Here is a 26,355-nt window from a genome sequence, read left to right on the forward strand (position 1 = left end):
TGCGCTCCATGTGCTTGTGCATGTTTTCGATCATCACAATGGCACCGTCGATCATAGCGCCAATGGCGATGGCAATGCCGCCGAGCGACATAATATTCGCGTTTAAGCCCTGCCAATGCATGATGATAAACGCCACCAAAATACCCACCGGTAAACTGATGACTGCGACCAATGAAGAACGCACATGAAATAAAAACAACACGCATACCAGCGCCACCATTGCCAATTCTTCGGCTAATTTCTGCCAAAGGTTATCCACCGCGCGCGTGATCAGTTCCGAGCGGTCGTAGACGGTGACGATCTCAACACCCTCGGGCAGGCTTGGCTTAAGTGAGGCGAGGCGCGCTTTTACCGTATCGATGGTGGTTTGCGCATTTTCGCCATAGCGCATTGCCACGATGCCGCCCACGGTTTCACCTTCACCATTGAGATCCACCACCCCGCGGCGCATGTCGGGCCCCAATTGAATGTCTGCCACATCGCGCAACAAAATCGGCGTGCCTTTATCATTGACAGTCAACGGAATGGTTTCCAGATCGGCAATGGAACTGATATAGCCGGTGGCGCGGATCATATATTCCGCCTCCGCCATCTCGATGACGCTGGCGCCAATTTCCTGATTACCCCGCTCAATCGCCGCTTGTACCATTGCCAGCGGAATGCCAAAGGCCCGCAGCTTTTGCGGATCAACCTGCACCTGGTATTGGCGCACCATGCCGCCCACACTGGCCACTTCTGAAACCCCGGGCAGCGACTGCAATTCAAATTTCAAAAACCAGTCCTGCAAACTGCGCAGCTGACTCAAGTCGTGCTGGCCGGTGCGATCGACCAAGGCGTAAATAAATACCCAACCCACGCCTGTGGCATCTGGCCCTAACTCCGGTGTTGCACCCTCGGGTAAACGCGGTGCCACCTGACTTAAGTATTCCAGTACGCGCGAGCGCGCCCAATAGAGATCCGTTGTTTCGTTGAAAATGACATACACATAGCTGTCGCCAAAAAAAGAAAAGCCGCGCACCGTCTCCGCACCGGGTACCGACAGCAGCGCCGTAGTTAAGGGGTAGGTCACCTGGTCTTGCACCACTTGGGGCGCCTGGCCTGGGTAGGACGTTTTGACAATCACCTGCACATCCGACAGATCGGGTATGGCATCCACGGGCGTTTGTTTGACGGAATAAAGTCCCACGCCGATCAGTATCAGTGTGGCCAGCAGCACCAAAAATCGGTTGCCCACCGACCAGCGAATAATGGCCGCGATCATAAGCTGCCTCCATGGTGGCTGTGATCCATCGGTGTGGCGTCTTGCCGGCTAGTCGCCAGAATTTTCACAATGGTAAACTCGCCGTTTTCAGCGCGAAAGCGAAAGCGAATTTTTTGCCCTACCTTGAGCGCCGACACATCCAAATCTTGGGCCAGCGCAAAGTCCAGCGTCGCCGCTGGTCGCTGCCATTTGTCCACGGGACCGCGACTGATATTGGCGATACGTTTTTCGCGATCCAGCGAATTAATAAGGCCCTCAACCTCTGCCACATTGGCAGCCGCTGACCGGTGCGCCGTATTTTCAACCGCCATAGGCTGGCCGCCACCCATAATGTGAGTGCCGGTAATTTCAAATCCACTGTCGGTTTTGCTGATTTCCATATGCAATTGGGTGCCCGCTTTGAGCGGCGCCATATCCACGGAATTGGCTACGGAAAAATCCATGGTCATGGCCGGCCAGTCCCACTCTTGCACTGGGTCATGACGTGCCGTTACGGTGCGACTGCCACTATCGGAACTAACAATTTCACCGCCGACCCACACAGATGCAACACCGGCCACGGGGCTCATACGTAAGAAATCAGAGCTTTTGGCCGATTCCGAATCCAACAGAAATTGCGCCGAAGTGACCACCCGATCGCCGGCAGCCAAACCGTCATTAATCTCAATAAACTGACTGTCCATTCGTCCCAGCTGCACGGCAATCGATTTAAAGCGACCGTCGCCCATGGCTAAAACCACCCGGTTTTGATCGCCGGTGCGAATCACCGCCTCGCGCGGAACAGTGAGTGCGGGTTTACCCGCATCGCCTTCGATGACTAATTCCGCAAACATATTGGGCTTTAGCAATCCGGCTTTATTATCAAAGCGAATGCGCACAGGCAGTGTGCGGGTATCGGCAGTTAAGGTGGGGTAGATGTAGGCCAACTCACCGCTAAACGTCTTGCCCGGCAAATGCGGCAGCGCAATGCGGACTTTTTGGCCAGCGCGTAAAAAGTTCACCTGGCGAGCGAAGACATCGGCGGCAATCCACACGGTGTCCACGGCGCCAACACTGAACAGCGTGCTGCCCGGCTGTACGAAAAAACCTTCGCGGATAGACAGTGCTTCCACCACGCCACTCTGGGATGCAAAGTAGGTAACGGTATGGGTGACCTTGCGTTTCGCCACTAACTGCTCAATGTGTTGCTCGGCCACCTTAAGGGCCCGCAAGCGATTTTTTGCGCCGTCAATCAAGCGTTGTTCACCGCGCTGCAGTGCCAATAACAGATCTTCTTGAGCATTCACTAATTCGGGCGAATACAAATCGTACAGGGGCTGCCCCTTTTGGACTGGATCACCCTCGGCTTTCACATACAGTTTTTCAATCCAGCCTTCTACGCGCGGGTGCAGGTGCACCAATTTGTCTTCGTCATAACCCACATAGCCCACGGTGGTAATGCGTGCGCTCAAGGAGCGCACTTCGGCGGTGGCGGTACGCACCCCCAAATTGTTTTCCACCTCGGGGCTAATGCGCACTGTCCCTGGTGCATCGCCGGCCGCAGGCTCGTCGTAAACGGGGATCAGGTCCATACCCATGGGCGACTTGCCGGGGCCGTCGCGCCGGTAGTTCGGGTCCATGGGTGCCACCCAGTAAAGCGGTTGTTTATCTGCTTCAGCAGAGCTGTGTTGCGCCTCCGGCGCGAGCCACAAACCAATGAAGGCGGCGCCCAGCGCAATGCCCAGCGCAAGGGTTAGAAGAGTTTTCATGCTTTTGCCTCTATACGATTGCCCGTGCAATCACACATTCAACGACAGGCCTGGCGGCCAAATTTCAGACGGATTTCGAGTGTGTTAGGCGAGGCGGGGTGGGTGGTACAGAGGATCGGCGAAGAACGATAGGGGATTTTTGTGCGGCGCCAAGTTAGTCGGCAGTGCGGCCGCAATGGGCCAGGTGTCAACGTATTGCACCAGGCCCACGGCCAAACCGCACTGGCTCATATCGCAATCAATGCCCAGGTCGCAACAGACCGCAAGCGGACTCCCGCGCTCGGGTGTGGCGTCCATGGCGTGCTGGCTGTGATCGCCATCGACCATAGTGTGAGCCGCGTGGTCCATCGCGCCAGGCGCCATGTCACTTGCCATGCCGCTCGCCATGGCACAGGGCTGTGCAGCCGCCACCAGTTGCGCGGCAAAGGCCAGCAACAGGGCGAATAACATCAGCTGTCGTAAACACAGAGACATGGGCGGTATCGTTTGCACGTGGAATCAGTGGCCATCATAGCCAGAGTGCACCGGATCGGGCAAGTATTCTGCGTCAACTGGATTCTCAGTCGCGCTAAATACCCATTGGGCCTGGGCCGCGATCGCGAAACCACTTGGTGATAATGGACTTGGTGCCCGCTTCGACCGGCATGCCGTGGTGCTCAGTGGCGGGGTTGGGCGTGCCGTCCGGGTGCAGATTATTCCACACCAAGGCCGTGCCACGGCGCGGGTAGAAGGAACGGTTTAAATGGGTAAAGTGGGTGGCGCCCCCGGCCTCGGTATCGTTCAGATAAATCATAAAGGTCCAGCTGCGCTGGCCCCGGGCGCCGGCATATTTGGCGTACTCGGGCGTATTGGGCTCAAAGTAATCAGTGTGCGCCTTAAACTCCTGGCCCACGGCGTATTTCTGCCCTTGCGTGGCCTCGGCCCAAGCGGGATTTAGCCCCAGTGCGCACGCGATACGGTGGTCTACATCGGACACCAGCGGGTCCTGCATTTGGCCCAGGTCGCAGGTCTGGCTGGTGCGAAAGCCCGTGTGTAGATCGCCCGTGGTCACCGTAGAGGGCCGCAGCCAGGCATCGATCAGTGCACAAATGCCCTGGCAGTGGGCCGCATCTAAAAAATTGGGGATTTCGAATAGCTGTAGCGAACCGTCTGCAATCGCCCTTGCACCCACAGCACTGGGATTTTGCACCAGAGCCGGTTGCGCCAGGGCCCCGTAATCAATCGCCAAGTCGGGCGTCTGCACTGCCGCTTGGCCGCTCATGGCGGCCTGGATGTCGGCGTGACTGAAACCATTGCGCTGTAAAATGGCGACAATTTCCGCGGGATTACACCCGCGCTCGAGGTTGTGCCGCGTCCACGCCTGCCACTGTGGGTCCATAACACCGCTCCTGTGGTTAGCCCCCTAGTGCCGGACGGCCTAACGGGGATTTTTTATTCTGAAAGACAGGCTGCCAAAGTCTACGGTTATTTTCAATCTGGCCGGGCACCCCCGACAGTGATTCAATTAGCGGACAAGACCAAATTGGTCGTGCAGTACTTGTACAATTTCTGCTTTGGGGTCGTCCGACAGGCGCACCGCTTGGCCGGTCACTTTTTCGGCGATGGCGGTATAGGTACGCGAAACATCCATGAGTGCCTCCAGCGGCAGCGCATTGTCGCGCGCCAGCGCCTCGCGCTCGGCCATGCGATCTTTATTGAGCAGTATGTCGGGATCGGGGAAGTGGTTTAGCAAAAACTGGCGGAACCCTTCCTTGGAATTTTCCACAATGCGACCCGCCGCATAGGCCTCGGCATCCCAGATACGGGAGGAGTCGGGCGTGCCCACCTCGTCCATATAGATCAGTTTTTCCCGACCCTGGCTGTCGGTCACATAACCAAACTCAAACTTGGTATCCACAAAGATCTGGCCGTTGCGCTTTAGCGCGTCGCTAATGACGCCAAATCCCTGTTTAAGCAGGGATTCGTACACATCGATATCCGCCGCACTGGAAAAGCCAAATGCCGACACATTGTCCAGCAACTGCTGGCGGGTAATGTTCACATCGTCCGCCTCCGGCACACCGGGGATGCCGCGCAAAATACCCTTTGTGGAAGGAGTAATCAGCAGCTCTGGCAATGCCTGATCCTTGCCCAGGCCCTCGGGCAACTGAATGCCGCAAAAAGTGCGCTCGCCCTTGCTGTAGGCGCGCCACATGGACCCGGTAATGTATTGGCGGCAAATGGCCTCCACCATCACCGGCCGGGCCTTTTGCACGATCCATACAAAGGGGTGCGGTATATCCAGGATATGGCTATCGGCCAGGCCCTGTGCCTTAAACAGCCGAAACCAGTGGTTGGAAATGGCGTTCAGCGCCGCGCCCTTACCGGGCACCCCGCGCACATCGCCCTCGGCCCGCCAAATGCAATCAAAGGCCGAAATGCGATCGCTAATAACCATAATCGCCAAGGGGGCGTCGGGCGCCACATCGTAGCCTTTTTGCGCAATCAGGCGGCGGCTGTCCTCCGCGGAGAGCCAATACACAGAGCGCACTTTACCGCTGTGCACGGGCTTGTCGGTGCGAATGGGCAGGTCGTCGTTTACGGCTAAAACTTGGCGAGCGAGCGTCATGGGGCTGTCCTGTACTGGCGGTGCGCCGGCCCTGGCCGGCGGGAAGGCCGCGATTTTACCAGCCAATCCCGCCAAGAGCACCTATGCCAGTACTACTTAGGCGGCACTATTTAGGTTGAACAGTACTACTTGTAGCGCTCCACCAGAACCATGCCCGGCTGGCCTTCCACGTAGAGGTAATTTGCCCCCAGCGCGCCTTTTTCAACGCGAATCTCTGTGCCGACCTTATAGCGAAAGCGCGAGCGCTCTTTTTCGCGCCAGATGTGCCCGTTTTCCAGTACCAAATAGTACTTTTAGTACTTTTTATAGGGGTCTTGTTTAAATTTCACTAGGCTGGTTCACATGGAGGCAAGGGCGCTTCTTAGACAACAGTCTCATTTACACCTGCAACAATACTTAAGCAAGCAGCAGTAGCACGCTATGTGCACTTAATATTTGCCGTTCTCTTAGAATTGGCTATAAAAATGTGATCCAGGGCATAGATTTCTAAAAAAATATTCGAAATCGGTATTGGCCGCATTTTCAGGGCGTCGCTATAGTGCCCTCCGTCAAACGACACTGGCCAAACACAGCGGATTGGCCCTTCTGAATTGGAATGGAGAGTTACCTTGAACAAAGTTTTTGCCCTGTTATTCGCAACCGCCCTGTTCTCAACTGCTGCGCAAGCGTGCGAAAAGCCCTCTGCGCCAGAACTGCCAGATCCCACAAGTGCCGTAACCGCACAAATGATCAAAGCCAAAAACGACGTCAAAGCATACCTGGACGCCGCTAACGGCTATATTGAATGTGTTAGGGGCAATGCCAGCCGCCACAATGCCATGGTCAGCGAAATGGAAAAAGTCGCCGAAAACTTTAACGCCGCAGTGCGCGCGTACAAAGATCGCATGGCCAACGCGTAATATTCTCGAGCCAGTTGCAAAAAAACCGCGCCATGCGCGGTTTTTTTATGGGGGCGTTTTCTAAAAGGAAATCCGCAATCCAGCCTCAATATAGCCAAAGTCCAAACCAACGGTGCTGTCTAGCACGTCCACTTCAAAGTCTCGATACTTATACCCGGCGCCCACCGCAATGGCTGGCGTAAAGTACCAGTAGCCATTGATACCGGCTTCCTGAAAGGTCACATCGCCCAAATTCGCCTGTTCAAAGTGCGCTTCCAGGGTGAGTTGATCGGCCCAGTTCACATCCGCGGCAACCCCGTACAGCACACCAGACTCACGTCCGCTGCTACCGTCCTCGGCGATATCGCTATTGGCATAGCCACCGTAGGCCTTTAGGGAAAACTGTTCGCCAATGGGCAAGCGCCCACCCACGGCAACCTTGCCAAGTGTTATTTCCGTTTTAACACCATCGAGATCATCGGTAGTGTAATCGTAGCTGCCCTGCCAAAAAGCATACTGTGTCATAGGCACGTGAAACGCGCCTTTGATACCCTGCATGTTCAGGTCTGTGTCATAGCTATCGCCTTCCACCGACGCCTCAGAGGCCACGCCGCCCAAATAGCTGACGTCGAGATTGACACCGTTATCGGCCCAGGCCAAGGGCGCACCGGCCATTGCCAACATCACACACACGCCTATTGCGCGACTAATTTGCTTCATTGCTCTCGCTCCCTCTCAATATCTGGGCGCAATAATGCCATTGTCAGCGAAAATGTCCATCTGACACAGACCAGATTGCCATTGCGCCGAAACCCAAAAATGCTAGGCTGTAGGCAACAATCAGCGTATTAGGGAAGCAGGCAATGGATCTAAAACAAATAATGGCGCAATACAACAACCTGTGTGAAGACAACGATTGGCAGGTATTCCATACACCCAAAAACCTGGCTTCGGCCGTGGCCGTTAGCGCCAGCAAAATCCTGCAACACTACCAGTGGATCACCGAGGAAGAGTCCATCACCCTTGGGCGCATACCACAAAGCCAGGAGCGCATTGAGGCGGGCATTACTGAAACATTTTTCTATTTGCTGGCGCTGGCCAACCGCTCGGGTATCGATCTCGAACAGGCCATTGCCAAAAAGGCCAAGCGCGATGCCGAAGACTTTCAGGGCGCGCCCGATTAATTCAGCGCGCTTTCAGCTTTCCGGTTTGCCCGCCCAGATCCGTCTCACAGTGGAACTCTGCCCACTCAAATCATAATGAGGCTCCCATGCACATTAAACACCTCGTCGCGGCCGTGGCTGCGACCTTGCTCATAGCCGGATGCAGTGATAAGCGCGACGCGTCCGACACAACCGGCAACCTCACGCCCTATACCGCCAGCCAAACAGACCGCTTTGACATCTATGCCGATTACACGCTGGACGCAGATCTCTCGCACTTGTCCGACAATCAGCGCGCCATGATCAGCCTGCTGATCGACGCCAGTAAAATTATGGACGACCTGTTTTGGGCCCAGGCCTACGGGTCAAAACAAGACCTACTTGCGCGTATCCCAGATGGCGCCACCCGCCGCTTTGCAGAAATTAATTACGGCCCCTGGGACCGGCTGGCTGCCGATAAGCCCTTCATTAACGGGATTGGCGAAAAGCCCCAGGGAGCGCAATTCTATCCCGCCGATATGACCAAAGCTGAGTACGAGCGCTGGCGCGCAGAAAACGAGGTAATGCTCGGCACCACCCGCGATTTGGAGCTCTATTCCATGGTGGAGCGCGGGCAAGATGGACAACTACTGGTGGTGCCCTACAGCAAAAAATTCGCCGCGCAATTAAAGCAAGCCGCAGACCTGCTGCGTGAGGCAGCCAAACTGGCCGACAACGCCGAGTTTAAAAACTACCTGAACATGCGCGCCTACGCACTGGAAACCGACGACTACCAGCCCTCGGACATGGCCTGGATGGATATGAAAACCAATCCGGTGGAATTGGTAATTGGCGCCATCGAAACCTATGAGGACTTGTTGTTCGGCTATCGCGCCGCCTACGAATCCTACGTGCTCATTAAAGACCAAGCCTGGAGTGAAAAGCTGGCCAAGTACGCGGCCTTCCTGCCGGAACTGCAGGCCAACCTGCCGGTAGACAAAGCCTACAAACAGGAAACGCCCGGCACAGACGCCGACCTGAATGCCTACGATGTGGTCTACTACGCCGGCCACTCCAATGCGGGTTCCAAAACCATTGCCATCAACCTGCCCAACGATGAACAGGTACAGCTGGAAAAAGGCACCCGTCGCCTGCAGCTAAAAAATGCCATGCGCGCAAAATTCGACAAAATTTTAGTGCCCATTGCACAGCAGCTGATCGCCAAAGACCAGCAGCAATACATCACCTTTGATGCATTTTTTGCCAACACCATGTTCCACGAAGTGGCGCACGGCCTGGGCATTAAAAACACCGTGAATAACAAAGGGCTAGTGCGAACAGCGCTCAAAGAAACGGCGTCGTCCATCGAAGAGGGCAAGGCCGACATTCTCGGCTTGTACATGATTTCTGAACTCTACAAACGCAATCAGATTTCCGAAGGCCAATTGATGGATAACTACGTCACTTTCCTGGCCGGCATTTTTCGCTCGGTGCGCTTTGGCGCCACCTCGGCCCACGGCAAAGCTAACATGGTGCGCTTTAACTTCTTCCGCGATGCCGGCGCCTTTAGCATCGATAAAGAAGGCCGCTACCGGGTCGAATATAAAGCGATGACGAAGGCCATTAACGACCTGTCCAATTTGCTGCTAACACTGCAGGGCAACGGCGACTACGAGGGTGTGGTGGCGTTAATAGAAGAGAAAGGCGGCATGGGCGAAGATTTGCAGGCGGAGCTCGACAAACTCACCGCCGCAGGTATTCCCGTTGATATCGTTTTCACACAGGGTAAAGACGTGCTCGGCTTACAATAAGCTCGCGTTGGCGTGCACCGGCTTGTGTCGGTGTACGCCCCCATCAAACACGCGTCAAATACTCATCAGACCATAGAATACCGCGCAGGCCTTAATGGACCAGGCCGCACTGCCAACCAACAACAGACTTAATGCCAGGGTGCCCGCCTTGCGCAGCGCCGCCACGCAGCCGGCCAGAGTCAGCAGGATCCCTACACCTACGATCCACAGCTCAATGTGGCTGAAAACATCCCAGGTCAATAGCAGGCCGCCACTGTTTAACAGTGGCAAATAGATGAGCGGCGCCAGCGCTTGCTGCGCACTCAAACTACCCAGTTGTGATTCAAAAAAGCCAAGCCAAAGCAGCGCACCAGCCGCGCCGCTGAGCCACATTAGCAAACCTACTCCCGCGCAACGCACCAAGCGCTTCATAACTTCCGTCCTCGATGAATACCGTTTAACACCCATCGCCTCATTAGATCTGCGTGCCGCTTGCATCACTGCGGGCCCACACCCGCATCGATGCGGCCGGCCATCACTTCCGGCGGCTCAAGCAGGTACGGATAGAGGTTCATATCCTCGAAAACCCGGCCCGTTGAATGGCGAGTATTGTCCGCTGCCGAAGCACCAGTATAACGATTTCGAGCAATATCGGCCTGTAATTGGCCGTTGCCAAGATTCCAGTGGGGCTTGGCGGCATTCTCAAAATAGTTCCCCTCCACCAGTGCCTGGGCCGCGTGATTCACGCCAATGGAAAAGTAGTAAATATTTTTCCAATAGTTGTTGAATAAATGTGCGCGCGTGTCCACTCCCGTAAGCTTGGGATTTCTGCCCGCAGTATTTTGCCAAAAGTTGTGGTGCAGGGTCACCATCGAGTTATCAAAGGCGTTGGTGTACCAATGTTGATTACCACACACGTTCGGGTTGTAGCCATCAAAGCGATTCCAACTCAACGTCACATGGCGTGCATTTTTCATATCCACATGGCCATCGCTTATGTATTTAAAGCGCACGTGGTCAATCCATACATGGCTGGCATTGTTCACGCTTATGCCATCCCCCGCCTCGATCAGGCCTGGGTTCACATCGGTAATCGACAGATTTTGAATGATCACGTTTTGCACACCGGTAATATCAAAAGATGCGCCCACCACCTTGGCGTTGCGACCCAAGCCCTTTAAGGTTTTATGGGACGCCACGGGAATACGTGTTTCATTGCGCGTCAGCGTTACCGTGGCATTGTTATCGCTCCCCAGCTCAGTGCAGGTTTGTGAACCCACCGGTACGCGGTACCAGACTTTGCCCGGGTCCTGATGGGCGGGACAAGCCAGTGCACAGGCCACCTGCGGCCGATCGGGCGTGCGGCAGTCAATGCGCGTATGATCCGGGATGTGCACAACCGCCGGCTCGCTTTTCGCCAGCGCAGCTCGCAGGGCAGCACAGCTGGTTACAACTTCAATGGGTGCTGCGCCGCCACCGCTAGTGGTCGCCAGACCATCGGCGCCCGGCGTGTCTGCGAATCCCTGGGGGCGATTGGCGCAGGGTATAGAGGCAGGGTTAAAGTACCAACGCTGGCGGTCGTCGCCAGTGTCTTGCTGCTGAAACACGCGCTCGCCATGACCCGCGCCGGCCACGGTTAACGTACGTCCCGAGTGACGGGCATCCATACGAAAACTGCCCGCAGAGGTTTGCGTCAGTCGCCACTGCTGATTGCCGTGGCCCGTTGCCGGCCACTGCAAAATTTCGGCGCCATCAAACTCTGCGCGGCCAGCCACATCCAGCGTCAAGCCTGAGTGTTTGGGAACAATTGACCAATACCCCTGGCCCAGTGCGCGCAAATAAAATAGTTGATTGTCACTGCCACTGTAGCCCCACTGGTGCACGCGTGCGCCGGCGCCCGTTGCGCCCCCAACTATGTCCAGTACCTTACCCGTACTCGCGTTGACGATGCTATACAGCTCGCCGTCTTTCGGCGCTTCGGTGCACGCGCCATCCGCAAGAGCCGGGGTTGTGCAACACAGTCCCAGCCACACTGCAGCCATTGTCCGCAGACCAATCTGCCGAAGTAAAAACATCATGCGCCTATTGTCCCTTAAAAATTGTAATTGCCGTTACTGGCAAGAGCGGCGCAATCTTTTCACACCCATCGCACTTCACCTACGCCGAGCGCACAGAAGTGTGAAGCGCCGCACCGATTCAATCACAGGCCACAGCGCTGGCGAGTCTTTTCCGAAAAACGAGAACGCAATCCATCGCAATTGGGCGAGCGCTATAAGGCGGCATGACAAAAATACACTGCCAACAATGATACGTGCGTACTCAGCACACAAAAAAAAAGGCCGCCCAAAGGCGGCCAATACCTCTCACACGATTATTGCGCAGTTGCCGGCACCAGGCTCATTACCAATCGCTTGGCAGCAAAATTTTGCTCGGCATCTTGCCACTGGCCGCTGGCGCTAAGCCGGTGCAATCGATCACCTGCGGCCACCCGCTCGGCCAATGCCGCACTGAAATCAGCGAAGTCTAAAAACACCTGCACGCCCGATTCTCCACGCACGGCCAGGGAATAAAGCGCGCCATTGGTGTCGGCGGCCGTCAGTGTGACTGACTCAACATCGGCCAGCGACTCGCGAAAACCTGCCACGTGCACAACACCGGCATCGGCATCAGTTAAGGTGAGCTGTATGCGGTCGGCACCGGCCTCTGCCAAGCCTAGAGATGCCTCATCCCACACAATGTGGATACCGGCACCGCGCGCGTCCACCGCTAAATCAATGAGCGTGGTAGCCTCAAAATCCCACGGATTCACGGCGGTGTTATTCGCAAAATCATAGGCGCTCACCCAGCCGCGCGCCTTGAGGTAATCGCCGGCAATCAAGTTGTGCGGTAAGCCGTTATCCAGTATGCGATAGTTCGCTGCGTCGGTACCGCTCTGCGCCCACTGGTAGGCCGCCGGGCGCCGCCCATTGAACAGTGCAAGCTCGGCCACCATCAGACCATCGGCCGCCTCGATAACTTTTGCCCGCAATTGATTTTTTAACAAACTGATATGCTGGGCCTCTACCTCGCCACCGGCCGTGCCATCGTAAACGCGCAGGCGCTGGCCAATACTGATAGCGGTTTGATCCAACGCCGCAGGCTGACCGGCGTAGGTAATGCGGGTGTCGTCCGTTAGTAAAAACTGCAGGCTCGGGCTCACAATCGCGGCGGCATCCTCGGGCGTAAAACGCACGCCCTGCACCGTCACGCTATTGCCGTCGCGGGCAGTAACCACGCCTTTGATAAATTCGCCGCCAGCCCAGGGTACACTGCTACCGGCAAACACCTGATCAACCAAAAAGCGTTCGTCGCTTTGCACAAAGTGACCGATTGCCACCAGAGGCGTATTCGCAGCCAATGCAGCTAATGCATTAACGCCATCGGCACCGGCATAGCTTTGCTGATCAATTTCATAAACTGCCGCGTCGGATAACGCCAAGGTTATTTCGCCGAATGCGCCGCTGCGCAAGTGAAACGGGCGCAGTGCCAAGGTCACACTCGGTGCGCTGCTGTCCACACTTTGCAGCAACCCGCGCAGGCGGTGTTCGCGCTCGGTATCCAATCGCGGCTCGGCTACCCACACCGCCGCAACCAAGGTGGTGGCACTGTCGTCAGACACATCGTCTGGCGTGCCGGCATCGTCAATCGCGACGGTGTTCGACGCATCTAAATCGAAGTCCAGGGTGAATCGCGCCGGCACACCGGGTCGCAAACGCAGGCCCTGTTCGTCGCCCACACCGGCTAGGTCAATGTCGACGGTGATTTGCGCGAGTGGATTGCCCGCAGTATCCACCGCAGTGGCCGGCAGCACATTGCCCGCCGCATCTTGCGTGACCAGCGAGGCGTCGCTGAAGTCCACGGTAATTTGCGCCCGGGTGTACACACCCACCGGCACCTGAGCCACCGAGAGAATTTCTGTAACATCGGTGTACTGCGCAAAGTCTATGCGCGCTCGGGTGGGTAGCACACTGATCTGATCGCCTGCAGCATTCACCAGTTGCACGCTGTCGAGCGCAACCTCGTACTGCAGAAAATCGCCTTCGGCGTCGGTGATACCGAGCGTTAGCGCCGTAGTGTCTGCGGTTGGTGCAGCCGGCGGCTCAGTGGCATTTGAACCACCGGAACCACCACAGGCAATCAGGTTTCCGCACAGCAATAGCGCCAGTGCGCCGCGCCATAGGCGCTGGCCCGTTACTAATTTTTTCATGAGAAACTCCCAGTCATTGATAACAATCACTGGGTACAACGGGGCTATTGCAAAAAGGTTGACAGAGAAAAGTTATTTCGCAGCTAGCGCGAGTCAGTCCCGCGCCACAGGCCACTGCGCCAGGTGCTGCACCAAATAGCGGTACAAGACTTCATCGGTGCGAGGCACCAAGAGGCGGCGCGCAAAGGCGTCGTGTGGCTGTCTGGCCAAGTGAAAACGCCCCTGCCAATCGTGTTGTGCTTCCAAATAGCGCAACAAAGACAAGCTGACGATACCGAAATCGCAGCGCTTTAATTCCAGCATATCCAGAATGACTTCTTCGCGAGTAGTGGCAAGTTTGCGCAAGGTGCCGCGCTGAATCGCTTCGGTGACACCCACATAATAATTGCCAAACACTACACACACCTGCTTGCCATACAGGGAGCTGGGGCCTTCAAACTCAAAGGGTTGCTGGGCGCGCGACACAAACACGTCGCGGTCAAAAAAAACGGGCGGCGTCCACCAGTAAGTTTTTTCCTCGGCGTCCTTGAACCAGAGGGGATTCACACCTAACACCGGGCCATCCAATTTATCCTGCGCTAATAATCGCTCCACGCGATTGCGGGGCAAATAATGCAGTTCAAATTGGTAGGCCTGTCCTGCCTGGTTAAGAAAACGGATTAAATCGTAATAGCTGCCCTGCGCTTGGTCTCGGTCGATCATGTAGGGCGGCTTGTCGTGGTAGGCATACACGGGTACCCGCTCCACCGCCCAGGCAAACCCGCATAAAAAACTGCCTGCCAATAGCAGCCAGAGCCGTGTTATACGGACGGTGATCGTCAAACACAATGCGGTAATACGCCTCTCCCTATGGTCGCCAAACGGTCGTGTGTAAACGCCGGCGCAACTATTTCATTTTGACCACGGGGCGTTCGGCCTGACTCCACTCCACGTGGTACTTTTTGCCGCGCGGCTTGTCGGTGCGCTCGAAGGTGTGGGCACCGAAATAGTCGCGTTGACCCTGTAACAGGTTGGCCGGCAACACTGCTGTGCGGTATGCATCATAATAGCTTAGTGCCGAACTGAGCGCCGCCACCGGCACGCCCCAAAGGCTGGCATTGGCCACAGCCTTGCGCCAATTGCCCTGATAGGTGGAAATTTGCTCGGCAAAATAGCGGTCCAACAGCAGGTTTTCCAGCTCTTCGTTGCGCTCGTAGGCGTCGGCAATCGACTGCAAGAACACGGCGCGAATGATGCAGCCCGCGCGCCAGATTTTGGCAATTTCACCAAAGTTAAGAGTCCAGCCCTGCTCGTTGGCAGCCGTTTTCATCAAATCAAAGCCCTGGGCATAGGCGCAGATCTTGGCGCAGTAGAGGGCGTCGTGAAGTTGATCGATAATGGCCTCGCGCTCGGCGGCCGAGGGCAATGGTTGGTCGGCACCGGCCAACAGGTCGGCGGCTTTCACGCGCTGATCTTTTAAGGTGGAGATAGAGCGGGCAAACACCGCCTCGCTGATGGTGGGTGCCGGGCAGCCCAACTGCAAGCTGCTGACCGCGGTCCACAGGCCGGTGCCCTTTTGGCCCGCTTTGTCGAGAATCATGCTCACCAGCGGCGCGCCGGTTTCGCTGTCGGCGGTATCCAGCACTTCCGCTGAAATTTCAATCAAATAGCTGTTGAGCAAGCCCTCGTTCCAGCGCCGAAATACGGCGGCCACGTCGGTATCGCTCATACCCAGGGCGTCGCGCATCACTTGATAGGCCTCGCAGATCAGCTGCATATCTGCGTATTCGATGCCGTTGTGTACCATTTTGACATAGTGGCCCGAGCCGCTCGGGCCAATGTAGGCCGCGCAGGGCTCGCCCTTGGCCACCACCTCGCCCGGCGCCTTGCGCTCGATGGGCTTGCCGGTTTCTGGATCGACCTTGGCCGCGATGGCCTCCCACAAAGGCTTGATGCGGGTCCAGGCGTAGGGATCGCCACTGGGCATTAAAGAAGGCCCGAAGCGAGCACCCACTTCGCCGCCAGACACCGCCGTAGAAAAGAGAATGAATTTGCCCTCGTACTCTTTTTCGCGCCGCTGGGTGTCGGTCCACAGGCTGTTACCGGTGTCCACCACTATGTCGTCGGCCTGCAGACCGGCGTCGATCAGCTTGTGGCAGACATCGTCCACGGGGCTGCCGGCGGGCACAGACACCACAATCAAATGCGGTGCGCTCAGGCTCGCCAACAGGTCTGTGTAGGAGTTGCAGGTGAGCACCCGCGGCGGGTTATCGCCGCGCTCGGCGTCGTCCTGGGCGCGCAGGGCCTCTAATTTGGCCTGATCCAGGTCAAAGGCAATGACCCTGAAACCGTTATCCACCAGGTTCATGATGAGGTTTTTTCCCATCACACCGGCGCCAACAAATCCGATATCACATGGCTGGGCTGCTACAGGCATTGCGCGATTTCCTTTGGGCTAAAAAGGCGCCATTTTACGCCAATAAGGCCCACAAGGGGGAATCAATCTACCCCGCCCGCAAAGGCCAGCTACCGGCAGATTGGGCCAGATCAACTATCATTTAGATAATTCTTGGTATAAGTCACCAATAAATAGCCAATGCAAGCAACTTGTATCACAAGAATTGGTAACTTGACCTAAAGATAAGTAGGACTCACCAGAGCCTGCCATGCTAATTTTTTGGGCCTGTAGCTGGGAGCAGAGCAACTACACTCTGAAACCCATGCCGGGCCGGACAGAGCAACCGGCAAGACCTGCACAACAGCCATAAAACGGCAGGCAGAAGCTTATAAAAAGTCTCAATCCACACCACCCAACGGGTAAGAGGTAACAGATGAGCGACAAAATCACCCACGAGCTGCGACTGATGTCCGGCTTCGAGCTGCCCATTCCGACGCTGAGCCTGCTGAAGGCGGACGGGCGCCTGCACACCGGCGCCAAGGCCCCCAAGCTCAGCAAAGAAACCGCCCTGCGCATTTACGACACCATGCTGTTTATCCGCGTGCTGGACGAACGCATGGTGGGCGCCCAGCGCCAGGGCCGCCTGAGCTTTTACATGACCTGCACCGGCGAAGAAGCCGCAGTCATTGGCTCGGCCGCCGCCTTTGAAGACAAAGACATGATCATGGGCCAGTACCGCGAGCACGGCGCCCTGCGCTACCGCGGTTTCACCACCGAGCAGTTCATGCACCAGATGCTGTCGAACAGCAAAGATTTGGGCAAGGGTCGCCAGATGCCGATTCACTACGGCAGCAATGAACTCAACTACATGACCATCTCTTCACCGCTGGCCACCCAAATTCCGCAGGCCGCCGGCTACGCCTATGCGCAAAAGCTGGAAGGCAACGACGCCTGCACCCTGGTGTACTTTGGCGAAGGCGCCGCCAGTGAGGGCGACTTCCACGCCGGCATGAACATGGCCGCCGTGTTGAAGTGCCCCACCGTATTCTTCTGCCGCAACAACGGCTACGCCATTTCCACACCCAGCGAAGAGCAGTACGCCGGTGACGGCATTGCCGCGCGCGGCGTGGGTTACGGCATGAAAACCATTCGCGTAGACGGCAACGATGTGCTGGCCGTGTACGCCGCCTGTGTAGAAGCGCGCAAGATCGCCGTGGAAAATCACGAACCCGTATTAGTCGAAGCCATGAGCTATCGCCTGGGTGCCCACTCCACCTCAGACGATCCGTCTGGCTACCGCTCGCGCGATGAAGAAGACAAGTGGCGCGCCGTCGACCCGGTGCTGCGTATGAAAAACTGGCTGATTGCCAAAAAGTGGTGGACCGAGGCGGAAGAAAAATCAACCCTGGAGGCCTACCGCAAAGAGGTGCTAGACACCCTCAAGGCCACGGAAAAAGTCCCGGCGCCCGATTTGTCCGAGCTAATCACCGACGTCTACGACAAACCCGACGCCAACTTGGAAAACCAAATGGCCGCCCTGCGCAGCCACATCGCCAAGTACCCGGAAAAATACCCGAAGACCGCCGCCAGCGTCACCGGTAAGGAGCACTGATCATGGCTAAAATGAATTTACTGCAAGCCGTCAACAGCGCACTGGATCTGGCCATGGCCAACGACAAGCGCGTGGTGTGCTTTGGCGAAGACATCGGCAAGTTCGGCGGCGTATTCCGCGCCACCAGCAACTTACAAGACAAGTACGGCCGCGCCCGCTGCTTTAACACCCCGCTCACCGAGCAGGGCATTGCCGGCTTTGCCATCGGCATGGCGGCGCAGGGTCACGTACCCGTGGCAGAAATGCAGTTTGCCGATTACATCTTCCCGGCCTTCGACCAAATCGTGAACGAGGCGGCCAAGTTCCGCTACCGCTCGGGCAACCAGTTTAATGTGGGCGGCCTCACCATTCGCACGCCCTACGGCGGCGGCATTGCCGGCGGCCTGTACCACTCGCAATCACCCGAGGCCTACTTCACCCAAACGCCCGGCCTGAAAGTGGTTGTTCCCTCTACCCCTTACCAAGCCAAAGGTTTATTGCTGGCCGCCATACGCGATCCCAACCCGGTCATCTTTTTTGAACCCAAGCGCTTGTACCGCGCCGCCGTGGGCGAAGTGCCCGAAGACGATTTTGAATTGCCGCTGGGCGTGGCCGAAGTGGTCAAAGAGGGGTCAGACATCACCCTGCTGGCCTGGGGCGCACAAATGGAACACCTGCAAGCGGCCGCCGCCATGGCCGAAGCCGAGGGTATTTCCTGCGAGGTGATCGACCTGCGCACCCTATTGCCGTGGGATGTGGAAACCGTGGCCAAGTCGGTCAAGAAAACCGGCCGCCTGCTGATCACCCACGAAGCGCCCATAACCGGCGGCTTTGCCGGCGAAATTGCCGCCACGGTTCAAGAGCATTGCTTCCTGTATTTGGAGTCGCCCATTGCCCGCGTGTGTGGGTTGGATACCCCCTTCCCCCTGGTGCACGAAAAAGAGTACATGCCCGACCAGTACAAAATTTTCGAAGCCATTAAACGCAGCATTCACTACTAGGTATTCAGGAAAGGATAAGACACCATGATTAAAGATTTTATTCTGCCCGATATCGGCGAAGGTATTGTGGAGTGCGAGCTGGTTGAATGGCTGGTAAAAGAAGGTGACACCATCACCGAAGACCAGGCCGTGGCCGATGTGTCCACCGACAAAGCACTGGTACAAATTCCATCCATGTACGATGGTAAAGTGGTCAAGCTCTACTACAAAGAAGGCGATATCGCTAAAGTACACGAGCCCCTGTTCGCCATCGAAATCAACGAGGGCGGAGCCACAACAGAAGCGCCAGCAGCAAAAGCAGAGGCGCCCGCCGTCGACACCAAGCCGCCCGTGGCGCCGCAACAGGCCGCCGTGGACGATAGCGCCGACGTGGCCTTCGAACGCAACACTTCGCGCGCATTAACCACGCCCGCCGTGCGCCGCATCGCCCGCGAAAACGATGTGGACTTAAGCACCGTGCCCGCCACCGGCAAAAACGGCCGCATCTTAAAAGAAGACATGCTGAACTTTTTAGCCGGCGAGAGCCAGCCAAAGGCCAAGGCGAGCAGCACAACAGCTGCGCCAAGCATGGCGCCCTCGGATCGCACCGAACCCATCAAAGGCGTTAAAGCCGTGATGGCGCGCGCCATGCAGGAATCGGTCTCCACCATTCCGCACTTCACCTACGTGGATGAAATTGATGTCACCGACCTGGTAGCTCTGCGCTTGCAATTGAAAGCCAAGTACCCAGACATCAAAATCACCATGATGCCGCTGTTCATGAAAGCACTGTCGCTGGCACTGCACGAATTCCCCACCATGAACAGCCGCGTCAATGAAGACTGCACCGAGATCACCTACCTGGGTGCACACAACATTGGCATGGCGGTAGATTCCAAAGTGGGCCTGCTGGTGCCCAACATTAAAAACGTGCAGTCACTCAGCATTCTGGAACTGGCCGGCGAAATTGCCCTGCTCACCGACAGCGCCCGCTCCGGCCGCGTCAGCCCAGAAACACTGAAAGGCGGCACCATCACCATCTCCAACGTCGGCGCCATCGGCGGCACCGCGGCAACCCCTATCATCAACAAACCCGAAGTAGCCATTGTGGCGCTGGGCAAGATGCAAAAACTGCCGCGCTTTAACGCCAAGGGTGAAGTAGAAGCCCGCAAGATCATGACCGTCAGCTGGTCCGGCGATCACCGCGTCATCGACGGCGGCACCATCGCGCGCTTCAACAACCGCTGGAAAGAGTTTTTGGAAGACCCTGCTAGCATGCTAGTCGCGATGCGCTAAGCGCTGAGTTGTTGTGAAAAAAGGCAGGCCGGGTAACCGGCCTGCCTTTTTTGTGCACAATAGCTTTCTAGCACGCCGCTACTTTTCTGGCTGACAATAGACTTCAAACCCGCGAGTTTTTTTGTCGCTCCTAGTTGGGCAAGCAGAAGCCCAATTCCCCACCCCTTCACCGCTCCAGCATTGCTGTCCTGCAATGAATCGCTCGCGCCACATCCCTGTGGCTTGTGAAGGCCTGGGGCATTGGGCTTTAGCAGGCTGTGCAGAATTCCGCGATTAACTTGTGCCACATAATCAACCACGAATCGGCACAACCTGTGGCCCCTTGCGAAGCGGTGAACGGAGGTTGGCTTTTCTATGACGCAAAATACGCGTGATCTTCGCTACGCTACGGCTGGTGCTGCTTTCTTTTCGCATAAAAGAAAATGAACACATGCGTGTAAGGAATCCATACTCGCCCACACACTTTCCCCCAAGAAACACAGATCATACCCATGGGTTTGTACCACCCTTAACTAGGCACTCTGAATCCCAATCCTCCACCCCTTCACCGCTCCATCATTGCGGTCCTGCAATGAGTCGCTCGCGCCACATCCATGTGGCTTGTGAAGGCCTGGGGCATTGGGCTTTAGTAGGTTGTGCAGAATTCCGTGATCAATAGAGCGCCCCCAAAATACACCCTAAAGAAGCAAACAAAGTCACATTCGCAGAAAGAACGGATGACGCCTTTTTCATCAAGTTGGCATTGCTCATATAGTTTTTGACTCCTTTTGTGTAGCCATCGCCTCCCGTTAATACCTGCCAGCTATTACGCCAACTTTGTGAACGATAAGGCGATAGAAACAGCCGACAATTGTGTTCTCACACCTCAGGTTGCAATCAACAATTCGGGAATATCGGCGCGCTAAGCTCAGAATAAAATAATTTTTAATCCGCGTGATAGCCAGCACTAGGCTTAGTTAGACGTACACCGTAAAGCGAAGTAATCACTAAGCTTTGCAGCCTACGTGAAGCACGTTTGTGGTCCTATAACAGGGAGAATCAGTTATGAAATCAGCCAATGAATTAACAATGGAAGATCGAGAGGTGTGCTTGCTAGCCATGGACATAGTGCCGGAGCTAAGAATTGCGGCACTGGCGGTAAAGCGCTGTCGATCACTTGGCGTTAATTACCCCATAGAGTCAGTCGATACCATTGCCAGCTTTTATGATTGTGAGCGCTTGAGCATCGATGGGCACAGAATCAACAGCGAAATGTTAAATCGGTACCTGCAAGATACCTTGCCCATTTTGGACGATGCCCACTTGGCGCGCGCAGTGTACTTAGGCCTTGGGCGCTGCAATACCGATATGGCTTGGGCACTGCAAGCACCACCCCATGCACGAGAGTTGCTAGACGAAGTGGATAAATTCAGGAACCGTATGTCAAAAGGAGACTGTCATGCCTAGTTTAGGAGGAACTCGATTCACATCTTGCCCTGCAGGGCGCTGGACTTCTGTGTGGGATGGCCCCACCTGGGGCTTTACCTATTTGTGGAGCGCATCCGGCACAGTCACCGTGCGTTGGCGGCGCTGGTCTTCAGGCATACCCTGGTATTCCGAAGGCTCGATATCTGTGGGAGGACAAACCACAGTCCCACATGGCGGCCCCTCGGTTTACATGAAGCTAGAAGTAATGCCGCAGCGCGACGCCTCATTGCGCGCAACATAACTTATCCTGGGATTCGATGGGTCAGAAACCTTAAAATCGCTTTGAATTTTACCTCTAAGGAATTTGACCCATTGATATACGAAGTTTGAACTCCCCCACCAACCCAAGACATCCTTCACCAGCAATACACCATAAATCCGCGGGTTTGTTCCACCCTTAACTGGGTACTCTGAACCCGAATCCCCCACCCCTTCACCGCTCCAGCATTGCTGTCCTGCAATGAGTCGCTCGCGCCACATCCCTGTGGCTTGTGTAGGCCTGGGGCATTGGGCGTTAGCAGGCTGTGCAGAATTCCGCGGTTAACTTGTGCCACATAATCAACTAGGAAACACCACAACCTGGGGCCCATTGCAAAGCGGTGAACGGAGGGTTGCCTTTCTATGACGAAAAATACGCGTGGACTTCGCTACGCTACGGCTGGTTCTATTTTCTTTTCGCATAAAAGAAAATGAACAAAAACATGTATGTAATCCAACCTCTATCAACACCCTTCACCCGGAAAGACAATATGTTTCTATCTAACTGGCAGCCCAGGGAACGCTCAAAATAAGAACTCCGGATAAACAGCTGTTTATCTCACCCCGCCGCTAGTGACGAATTTATTGAACAATGAAGCCAGCTACCGAGATACACCGAAGTTCCTGTAAGCGCAGAGACAAGACCATAAATAAGTAAATCGCCACAGAACTAATAGAGTATAAAATAATCTGAAAATCTTTCCAAAATGCAGAAATTTATGACGCGCTGATTCGGTTTCTGTACTTTCGTCCCTACTATCGAGCACCTCTACTTCTTCACCAACGCCATTTATCCGTGTAGACTCAAACCACAAATAACGTGGAAATACGGAAAAAGCCATGAAAATAGCCACCTGGAATTCACAAGGAAAACCTGATAGCGGCGACAAGAGGAAGATTCTAGAATACTTGTTAACAAATTACTCTTTCGTGCTCATTCAGGAGTGTGGAAAGCTATCTCAAGGCGATGTAGATTCTGTTTGTTCGCATCGACTCATCTACCGTGTGGATCAAGCCGGTGCATACAATGGTCGATGTTCAACATGTATCATCACTAGTCATACCTCACTTAATTTTCAGTCATTCAGCGCCAAATCTGGTAGCGGTAGGAGCATAATTTATACAGACTATGAAGGGGTTCGTATCGGCACATTACATTCTGATGCTGGTGGTTCGGGGGCTTTTGATACGAGAGAAGCTGTAAACTTTATTTCGGCTATAGATTCAATGCCTTTCATTGTAGGCGGAGATTTTAACGCTGAGCCCTCAGACTTATCTGGAAGCACTCGTTCTATACAGATAGGGTCGACGACACGAGGTAATAAAATTTACGCTTCAACAACGAGCGAGCCAACTCACCCTGGATCAGGTAAAAAACTAGATTACTTTTTGCGGAGCGGAAATATTTCAACGTCAAACACAGCACGATATCACCTTCAAGGTGGCGACCACTACCCGGTAGTGACCGAAGCCAAACTTAAATAAATAACCTCAGTCTTTCGGCCGAGTAAGACTATTATTTATCAAACGCGATTAAAATACTTATTCTCTCGAAGATCCAGGCACGTTCTTGATAACAATAGTGCCACCCTTTAATTTTCTCTCGGAAATTAATTGGCCATCTTCATCAGTTGAAATCACTTCACAACCAGAATCCAAAGCTTTTTTTCTTGCTTCAAGTGATGCAGTTTGATCGATACTGGTTATCAAGTCTGTGGGTACGTCAGCTATGTGCTTTTGCATGTGCAGACTTCTCTGGAATATGAACTGGTTCGATTATAGGCCTGCGGGACATTTTCGGAAACACTTAATCTGCAATGCATTAGAAAGCCTGGACAAGATCGGTTTCTGGGTGAGTACGGTGGTTCCATGAATAGGTCTTCGCCAGACCTGAATGGGTTTCTAAATGCTGAAAATCACGTGGCTAGACACCATGAACAGAATAACTAGATCTTATCAACACGCCTGACGTCGCTCTCGCTAATACTCGTTGTCTACGCGTTGCTCCGGCTCTTTGGCCATAAAAGAAAATGAACAAGGTAGCTTAAAGTTGGCACTCTGAACCCCAATCCCCCAGCCCTATCGACTACGAAGCACCAAAACTTGGGGCCCCTTGCGAAGCGGTGAACGGAGGCCGGCTTTTAGGGGACAATTGGGTAGGACACCCAATTGGCAGCGCTTTGGCTCCTGCCATTGCTGCATTAACACATCCCTGTGCGTCAGCAACGATCAGGCAGGACGCCTGTTTTTGCGGCCCCAAAAATCCGGCTGGAGTGACAAATCGTCTGGAGCGATTTGGTCCGCTTTTGCGCCCGCAGGGGCAGCCACATGGATGTGGCTGCGACAACAACCCGATAGGGCGCGACTAATTGTCAGGAACAATTTGGGCCAGCCATGCTGCCTGAAAGGTGGTCGACAGGACGTCGGCCAGACCACCCGGGGTGCGCTTTCTATGACGCAAAATACGCGTGGTCTTCGCTACGCAACGGCTGGTTCTGTTTTAACGCGCCTGACGTCGCTCTCGCTAACACTCGTTGTCTACGCGTTGCTCCGGCTCTTTGGCCACACAAAGAAAATGAACAAAAACCTGTATGTAATCCAACCTCTCTCAATACCCCTCCCCCGGCAAGGCAATGCTTTCTTCAAACGGTATACCGCCCCTAGCAGGGCTTCCCAAAGTGTTTAACTAGGCTGTACATTTACACAGTCTAGCGGTAAGTGTCCTGCTAACAATAGAATACCGACAGCCTGTCGCATATCTTGGCGCTTAAATCATCCTTAAAAGCTATCTTGTTGATTTTAAATAGAAAGATTTGATAAGCCAAAAGTCTTGATTGGAGGATATGCGACAGCGTGTCGTAATTAAACGCGACATCTTGTCGCATAATAAGGCTGTTATATTTCACAAGGTAGTCATGGATAATCGAGCAATACTAAAATCATTATTGGTATCTGCAATTGTCACAACCGTAGTTCTGGCTCTTGCTGGTGGCTACTCGTCGAGTACAACCCCAGATGGTGTAACAACTCATCACTATACATTTGGTTGGTTCGGATTTTGGTTGGTGTTGCTTGGTTTTTTTGTAGTTCCATCTACCTTTGTTGTTGGATATCCGCTATCGCATTTGTTGTTCAGGCTTCGTGCTTTTAATATCTATGTTGTGGCGTTGGCCGGCACAGTTGGAGCCATCGGAGTGGTTGCTGTCTTATTCTCTAAGTACCCACCTGCACCAATGCAAATGATTTATTATGGCTTGGGTGGTTTTGTAGCCTCAGTTACTGCGTTTATTAGCTACAAAAATATAACAAAGCGGTCAAGCTGACGGCTATTCCGTCGCTTGTTTATGTGGCGGTCGCTACGCTGCCACAACACAATCAACTACATAGCCGCAGCTTACCGCGGCGTTAAGCGATTGAAGAATGAAGTGCTACGAGTGTAAATCTGAGATCGAGGAGTCAACCTTAATAGGTGACGATAGGTATTTTGTTTGCAGCGAATGCGGATTTGCTATCGTGGAATCGGAATCCTTTCGAAACACGGCATTGATAATTAGAGTTGAAGTCTCAATTGACTTACCTCCTTTGGACGATGTTGTAGAGGAGCTATATTTAGCTTTTAGTGAATATGCAAGGCCTTCACATTTCACGAGATACAATCATTGTCCTGAATGCGATGATCACAATGAGATGATGAAAAGTGCAACACTTGAAACTCTAGATTCTAAACATCTTGGAAGTGTAGGTTATTCCCCATGGTGCTTTCTTACGGCAGAAGGATTTGCACATTACATGCCAAGGATACTGGAGTTAGCGATTACAGGTAAGGACAATGTTCATGGAGATCTATTCTTAGCTGATATCCTATTTGTACTGGCGCCAGAGCCGGACTATGACAAGTTTGATCGCTATACGGCGCGTCAGTGCAAAGCGGTATTGATGGGCTTGATGCACGCGAATCGTATATTCAGAGAAGAGCTTTTGGAGCTTTTTAAGCATGAAGAAATGGATAAAGCACTGGAGTATTGGGCGAAAAGAGTCGCTTAACAAACGCAAGCAGCCGACTCGCTACGCTCCCGGCTGTTACGGGCGTTATGCAGAATGAAGCGAATGATAATCGCACAAGATTCTGAAGAAATTGGAAAATAGAGATTGCAAGGCCTGGCTAGTTGGGGTGCACTGAATCGCGAATAGGCGAAATAGAGTAGGGCACTAAAGTCTTTTGAAGATAAGTGCCAGGAATCACCATAAAAGTTTGAGAGAAAGCACCACCATATACTGAGCTGCCCAGAGTTGTGGTAGCTTTAATTAAGGAGCGGTGAGAAGGCTCATAAAATCGCATAACAAGTGGTTTTAGGGTCGCCGCAAAAGACGCGGCTGGGACGGCCTACGCTACGCTCCGGCCGCCCCTAAACCAGGCGTTAATGTGCTCTGCATTTTAGTGCATCGCTAGAAATATTGTACGTACTTTGCTACGAAGTTCCGTTCTTGGGGCCCCTTGCGCCGCGGTGAGCGGAAGTCGGGTTTTAGGGGGCAATTGGGCAGGACGCCCAATTGAGCGACGATCAGGCAGGAGCCTGTTTTCGCGACCCCTAAAATTCGACTGGAGCGAACGAGCCCGATAGGGCGCGTAGCCGGGGTGCGTTTCTTTTGGTTCGTTTTCTTTTCGTATAAAAAGAAAATGAACAAACTCCCAGCAGCCATCAAGTATGGAAT

The 26,355-nt window shown here is 54.3% G+C and carries 25 protein-coding genes; 10 read left to right on the top strand and 15 right to left on the bottom strand.

The features are described 5' to 3' along the window. The 6 genes from ACW8F6_RS05925 to ACW8F6_RS05950 all read right to left on the bottom strand — a co-directional run. Positions 1–1,261: efflux RND transporter permease subunit (locus ACW8F6_RS05925; protein WP_491574931.1), on the bottom strand; the 1,261-nt coding region annotated here is incomplete at its 3' end. Further along, positions 1,258–3,009: an efflux RND transporter periplasmic adaptor subunit gene (locus ACW8F6_RS05930; protein WP_491574932.1), complete on the bottom strand. Its 1,752-nt coding sequence runs from the start codon at positions 3,007–3,009 to the stop codon at positions 1,258–1,260. The genes ACW8F6_RS05925 and ACW8F6_RS05930, both read right to left, overlap by 4 nt. A gap of 84 nt (positions 3,010–3,093) precedes the next feature. Continuing rightward, positions 3,094–3,483 carry a hypothetical protein gene (locus ACW8F6_RS05935; protein ID WP_491574933.1) on the bottom strand — a complete coding sequence of 130 codons (390 nt, stop codon included), beginning with the start codon at positions 3,481–3,483 and terminating at the stop codon, positions 3,094–3,096. Positions 3,484–3,577: 94 nt separating this feature from the next. Beyond that, positions 3,578–4,387 (bottom strand): 2OG-Fe(II) oxygenase, encoded by an 810-nt coding sequence (locus ACW8F6_RS05940; protein WP_491574934.1) that lies wholly within the window; start codon positions 4,385–4,387, stop codon positions 3,578–3,580. A 126-nt stretch (positions 4,388–4,513) separates the two neighbouring features. Continuing rightward, entirely contained in the window at positions 4,514–5,617 is a 1,104-nt protein-coding gene (locus tag ACW8F6_RS05945) for a phosphoribosylaminoimidazolesuccinocarboxamide synthase (protein WP_491574935.1), read from the bottom strand. A 125-nt stretch (positions 5,618–5,742) separates the two neighbouring features. Further along, positions 5,743–5,901, bottom strand: coding sequence for a hypothetical protein (locus ACW8F6_RS05950; protein ID WP_491574936.1), 159 nt, complete (start codon positions 5,899–5,901; stop codon positions 5,743–5,745). Between the two features lie 324 nt (positions 5,902–6,225). Between ACW8F6_RS05950 and ACW8F6_RS05955 the strand changes: the two genes are divergently transcribed. Next, positions 6,226–6,516 carry a hypothetical protein gene (locus tag ACW8F6_RS05955; RefSeq protein WP_491574937.1) on the top strand — a complete coding sequence of 97 codons (291 nt, stop codon included), beginning with the start codon at positions 6,226–6,228 and terminating at the stop codon, positions 6,514–6,516. A gap of 60 nt (positions 6,517–6,576) precedes the next feature. Here the strand turns inward: ACW8F6_RS05955 and ACW8F6_RS05960 are convergent, their stop codons facing one another. Then, complete coding sequence (locus tag ACW8F6_RS05960; RefSeq protein ID WP_491574938.1) at positions 6,577–7,215, bottom strand: outer membrane beta-barrel protein; 639 nt, start codon at positions 7,213–7,215, stop codon at positions 6,577–6,579. Positions 7,216–7,358: 143 nt separating this feature from the next. Between ACW8F6_RS05960 and ACW8F6_RS05965 the strand changes: the two genes are divergently transcribed. Together ACW8F6_RS05965 and ACW8F6_RS05970 are read left to right on the top strand one after the other, a co-directional pair. Further along, positions 7,359–7,679 carry a nucleoside triphosphate pyrophosphohydrolase family protein gene (locus tag ACW8F6_RS05965; RefSeq protein ID WP_491574939.1) on the top strand — a complete coding sequence of 107 codons (321 nt, stop codon included), beginning with the start codon at positions 7,359–7,361 and terminating at the stop codon, positions 7,677–7,679. Between the two features lie 86 nt (positions 7,680–7,765). Further along, positions 7,766–9,448 (top strand): dipeptidyl-peptidase 3 family protein, encoded by a 1,683-nt coding sequence (locus ACW8F6_RS05970; protein WP_491574940.1) that lies wholly within the window; start codon positions 7,766–7,768, stop codon positions 9,446–9,448. Positions 9,449–9,502: 54 nt separating this feature from the next. On the opposite strand, the gene ACW8F6_RS05975 is transcribed toward ACW8F6_RS05970, so the two are convergent. The 5 genes from ACW8F6_RS05975 to gnd all read right to left on the bottom strand — a co-directional run bounded on the left by ACW8F6_RS05975 (position 9,503) and on the right by gnd (position 16,089). Beyond that, positions 9,503–9,859 (bottom strand): hypothetical protein, encoded by a 357-nt coding sequence (locus ACW8F6_RS05975; RefSeq protein ID WP_491574941.1) that lies wholly within the window; start codon positions 9,857–9,859, stop codon positions 9,503–9,505. Positions 9,860–9,924: 65 nt separating this feature from the next. After that, on the bottom strand, positions 9,925–11,505 hold the full coding sequence (locus ACW8F6_RS05980) for an RICIN domain-containing protein (RefSeq protein ID WP_491574942.1): 1,581 nt from the start codon (positions 11,503–11,505) through the stop codon (positions 9,925–9,927). Between the two features lie 293 nt (positions 11,506–11,798). Further along, positions 11,799–13,673 (bottom strand): DUF4382 domain-containing protein, encoded by a 1,875-nt coding sequence (locus ACW8F6_RS05985; protein WP_491574943.1) that lies wholly within the window; start codon positions 13,671–13,673, stop codon positions 11,799–11,801. Between the two features lie 93 nt (positions 13,674–13,766). After that, complete coding sequence (locus ACW8F6_RS05990; RefSeq protein ID WP_491574944.1) at positions 13,767–14,495, bottom strand: substrate-binding periplasmic protein; 729 nt, start codon at positions 14,493–14,495, stop codon at positions 13,767–13,769. A gap of 64 nt (positions 14,496–14,559) precedes the next feature. Then, a complete protein-coding gene (gene gnd / locus ACW8F6_RS05995) occupies positions 14,560–16,089 on the bottom strand; it encodes an NADP-dependent phosphogluconate dehydrogenase (RefSeq protein WP_491574945.1) in 1,530 nt (509 codons plus the stop codon). A 394-nt stretch (positions 16,090–16,483) separates the two neighbouring features. Between gnd and ACW8F6_RS06000 the strand changes: the two genes are divergently transcribed. Genes ACW8F6_RS06000 through ACW8F6_RS06010 form a run of 3 tightly spaced genes read left to right on the top strand, consistent with a single transcriptional unit; the run spans position 16,484 to position 19,917 of the window. After that, on the top strand, positions 16,484–17,662 hold the full coding sequence (locus ACW8F6_RS06000; protein ID WP_491574946.1) for a thiamine pyrophosphate-dependent dehydrogenase E1 component subunit alpha: 1,179 nt from the start codon (positions 16,484–16,486) through the stop codon (positions 17,660–17,662). Positions 17,663–17,664: 2 nt separating this feature from the next. Next, positions 17,665–18,642, top strand: coding sequence for an alpha-ketoacid dehydrogenase subunit beta (locus tag ACW8F6_RS06005; RefSeq protein WP_491574947.1), 978 nt, complete (start codon positions 17,665–17,667; stop codon positions 18,640–18,642). A gap of 24 nt (positions 18,643–18,666) precedes the next feature. Further along, on the top strand, positions 18,667–19,917 hold the full coding sequence (locus ACW8F6_RS06010; RefSeq protein ID WP_491574948.1) for a 2-oxo acid dehydrogenase subunit E2: 1,251 nt from the start codon (positions 18,667–18,669) through the stop codon (positions 19,915–19,917). Here ACW8F6_RS06010 and ACW8F6_RS06015 read toward each other — a convergent pair. Further along, positions 19,914–20,216 (bottom strand): hypothetical protein, encoded by a 303-nt coding sequence (locus ACW8F6_RS06015; protein WP_491574949.1) that lies wholly within the window; start codon positions 20,214–20,216, stop codon positions 19,914–19,916. The two genes, ACW8F6_RS06010 and ACW8F6_RS06015, sit on opposite strands and share 4 nt — an antisense overlap. Positions 20,217–20,961: 745 nt before the next feature. Between ACW8F6_RS06015 and ACW8F6_RS06020 the strand changes: the two genes are divergently transcribed. Further along, positions 20,962–21,363, top strand: a complete 402-nt coding sequence (locus ACW8F6_RS06020) for a hypothetical protein (protein WP_491574950.1) — start codon at positions 20,962–20,964, stop codon at positions 21,361–21,363. A 1,119-nt stretch (positions 21,364–22,482) separates the two neighbouring features. Continuing rightward, positions 22,483–23,127, top strand: coding sequence for an endonuclease/exonuclease/phosphatase family protein (locus ACW8F6_RS06025; RefSeq protein WP_491574951.1), 645 nt, complete (start codon positions 22,483–22,485; stop codon positions 23,125–23,127). A gap of 57 nt (positions 23,128–23,184) precedes the next feature. Here ACW8F6_RS06025 and ACW8F6_RS06030 read toward each other — a convergent pair whose 3' ends face one another. Beyond that, complete coding sequence (locus ACW8F6_RS06030) at positions 23,185–23,385, bottom strand: hypothetical protein (RefSeq protein ID WP_491574952.1); 201 nt, start codon at positions 23,383–23,385, stop codon at positions 23,185–23,187. Between the two features lie 1,172 nt (positions 23,386–24,557). Between ACW8F6_RS06030 and ACW8F6_RS06035 the strand changes: the two genes are divergently transcribed. Further along, positions 24,558–24,965 carry a hypothetical protein gene (locus ACW8F6_RS06035; RefSeq protein ID WP_491574953.1) on the top strand — a complete coding sequence of 136 codons (408 nt, stop codon included), beginning with the start codon at positions 24,558–24,560 and terminating at the stop codon, positions 24,963–24,965. A gap of 190 nt (positions 24,966–25,155) precedes the next feature. Continuing rightward, on the top strand, positions 25,156–25,686 hold the full coding sequence (locus tag ACW8F6_RS06040) for a DUF6714 family protein (RefSeq protein WP_491574954.1): 531 nt from the start codon (positions 25,156–25,158) through the stop codon (positions 25,684–25,686). 402 nt (positions 25,687–26,088) lie between these two features. Here the strand turns inward: ACW8F6_RS06040 and ACW8F6_RS06045 are convergent. Next, positions 26,089–26,355 (bottom strand): hypothetical protein (locus tag ACW8F6_RS06045; protein WP_491574955.1); only part of this gene is annotated, 267 nt, incomplete at its 5' end.

It is taken from the genome of Simiduia sp. (assembly GCF_058345725.1).

Coding starts and splice junctions, on each gene's coding strand:
- ACW8F6_RS06030 (WP_491574952.1), bottom strand. CDS start 23,385: ATGCAAAAGCACATAGCTGACGTACCCACAGACTTGATAACCAGTATC.
- ACW8F6_RS05940 (WP_491574934.1), bottom strand. CDS start 4,387: ATGGACCCACAGTGGCAGGCGTGGACGCGGCACAACCTCGAGCGCGGG.
- ACW8F6_RS05960 (WP_491574938.1), bottom strand. CDS start 7,215: ATGAAGCAAATTAGTCGCGCAATAGGCGTGTGTGTGATGTTGGCAATG.
- gnd (WP_491574945.1), bottom strand. CDS start 16,089: ATGCCTGTAGCAGCCCAGCCATGTGATATCGGATTTGTTGGCGCCGGT.
- ACW8F6_RS05985 (WP_491574943.1), bottom strand. CDS start 13,673: ATGAAAAAATTAGTAACGGGCCAGCGCCTATGGCGCGGCGCACTGGCG.
- ACW8F6_RS06005 (WP_491574947.1), top strand. CDS start 17,665: ATGGCTAAAATGAATTTACTGCAAGCCGTCAACAGCGCACTGGATCTG.
- ACW8F6_RS06000 (WP_491574946.1), top strand. CDS start 16,484: ATGAGCGACAAAATCACCCACGAGCTGCGACTGATGTCCGGCTTCGAG.
- ACW8F6_RS06010 (WP_491574948.1), top strand. CDS start 18,667: ATGATTAAAGATTTTATTCTGCCCGATATCGGCGAAGGTATTGTGGAG.
- ACW8F6_RS05945 (WP_491574935.1), bottom strand. CDS start 5,617: ATGACGCTCGCTCGCCAAGTTTTAGCCGTAAACGACGACCTGCCCATT.
- ACW8F6_RS06035 (WP_491574953.1), top strand. CDS start 24,558: ATGGATAATCGAGCAATACTAAAATCATTATTGGTATCTGCAATTGTC.
- ACW8F6_RS05975 (WP_491574941.1), bottom strand. CDS start 9,859: ATGAAGCGCTTGGTGCGTTGCGCGGGAGTAGGTTTGCTAATGTGGCTC.
- ACW8F6_RS06020 (WP_491574950.1), top strand. CDS start 20,962: ATGAAATCAGCCAATGAATTAACAATGGAAGATCGAGAGGTGTGCTTG.
- ACW8F6_RS05930 (WP_491574932.1), bottom strand. CDS start 3,009: ATGAAAACTCTTCTAACCCTTGCGCTGGGCATTGCGCTGGGCGCCGCC.
- ACW8F6_RS05980 (WP_491574942.1), bottom strand. CDS start 11,505: ATGATGTTTTTACTTCGGCAGATTGGTCTGCGGACAATGGCTGCAGTG.
- ACW8F6_RS05970 (WP_491574940.1), top strand. CDS start 7,766: ATGCACATTAAACACCTCGTCGCGGCCGTGGCTGCGACCTTGCTCATA.
- ACW8F6_RS05935 (WP_491574933.1), bottom strand. CDS start 3,483: ATGTCTCTGTGTTTACGACAGCTGATGTTATTCGCCCTGTTGCTGGCC.
- ACW8F6_RS05965 (WP_491574939.1), top strand. CDS start 7,359: ATGGATCTAAAACAAATAATGGCGCAATACAACAACCTGTGTGAAGAC.
- ACW8F6_RS06025 (WP_491574951.1), top strand. CDS start 22,483: ATGAAAATAGCCACCTGGAATTCACAAGGAAAACCTGATAGCGGCGAC.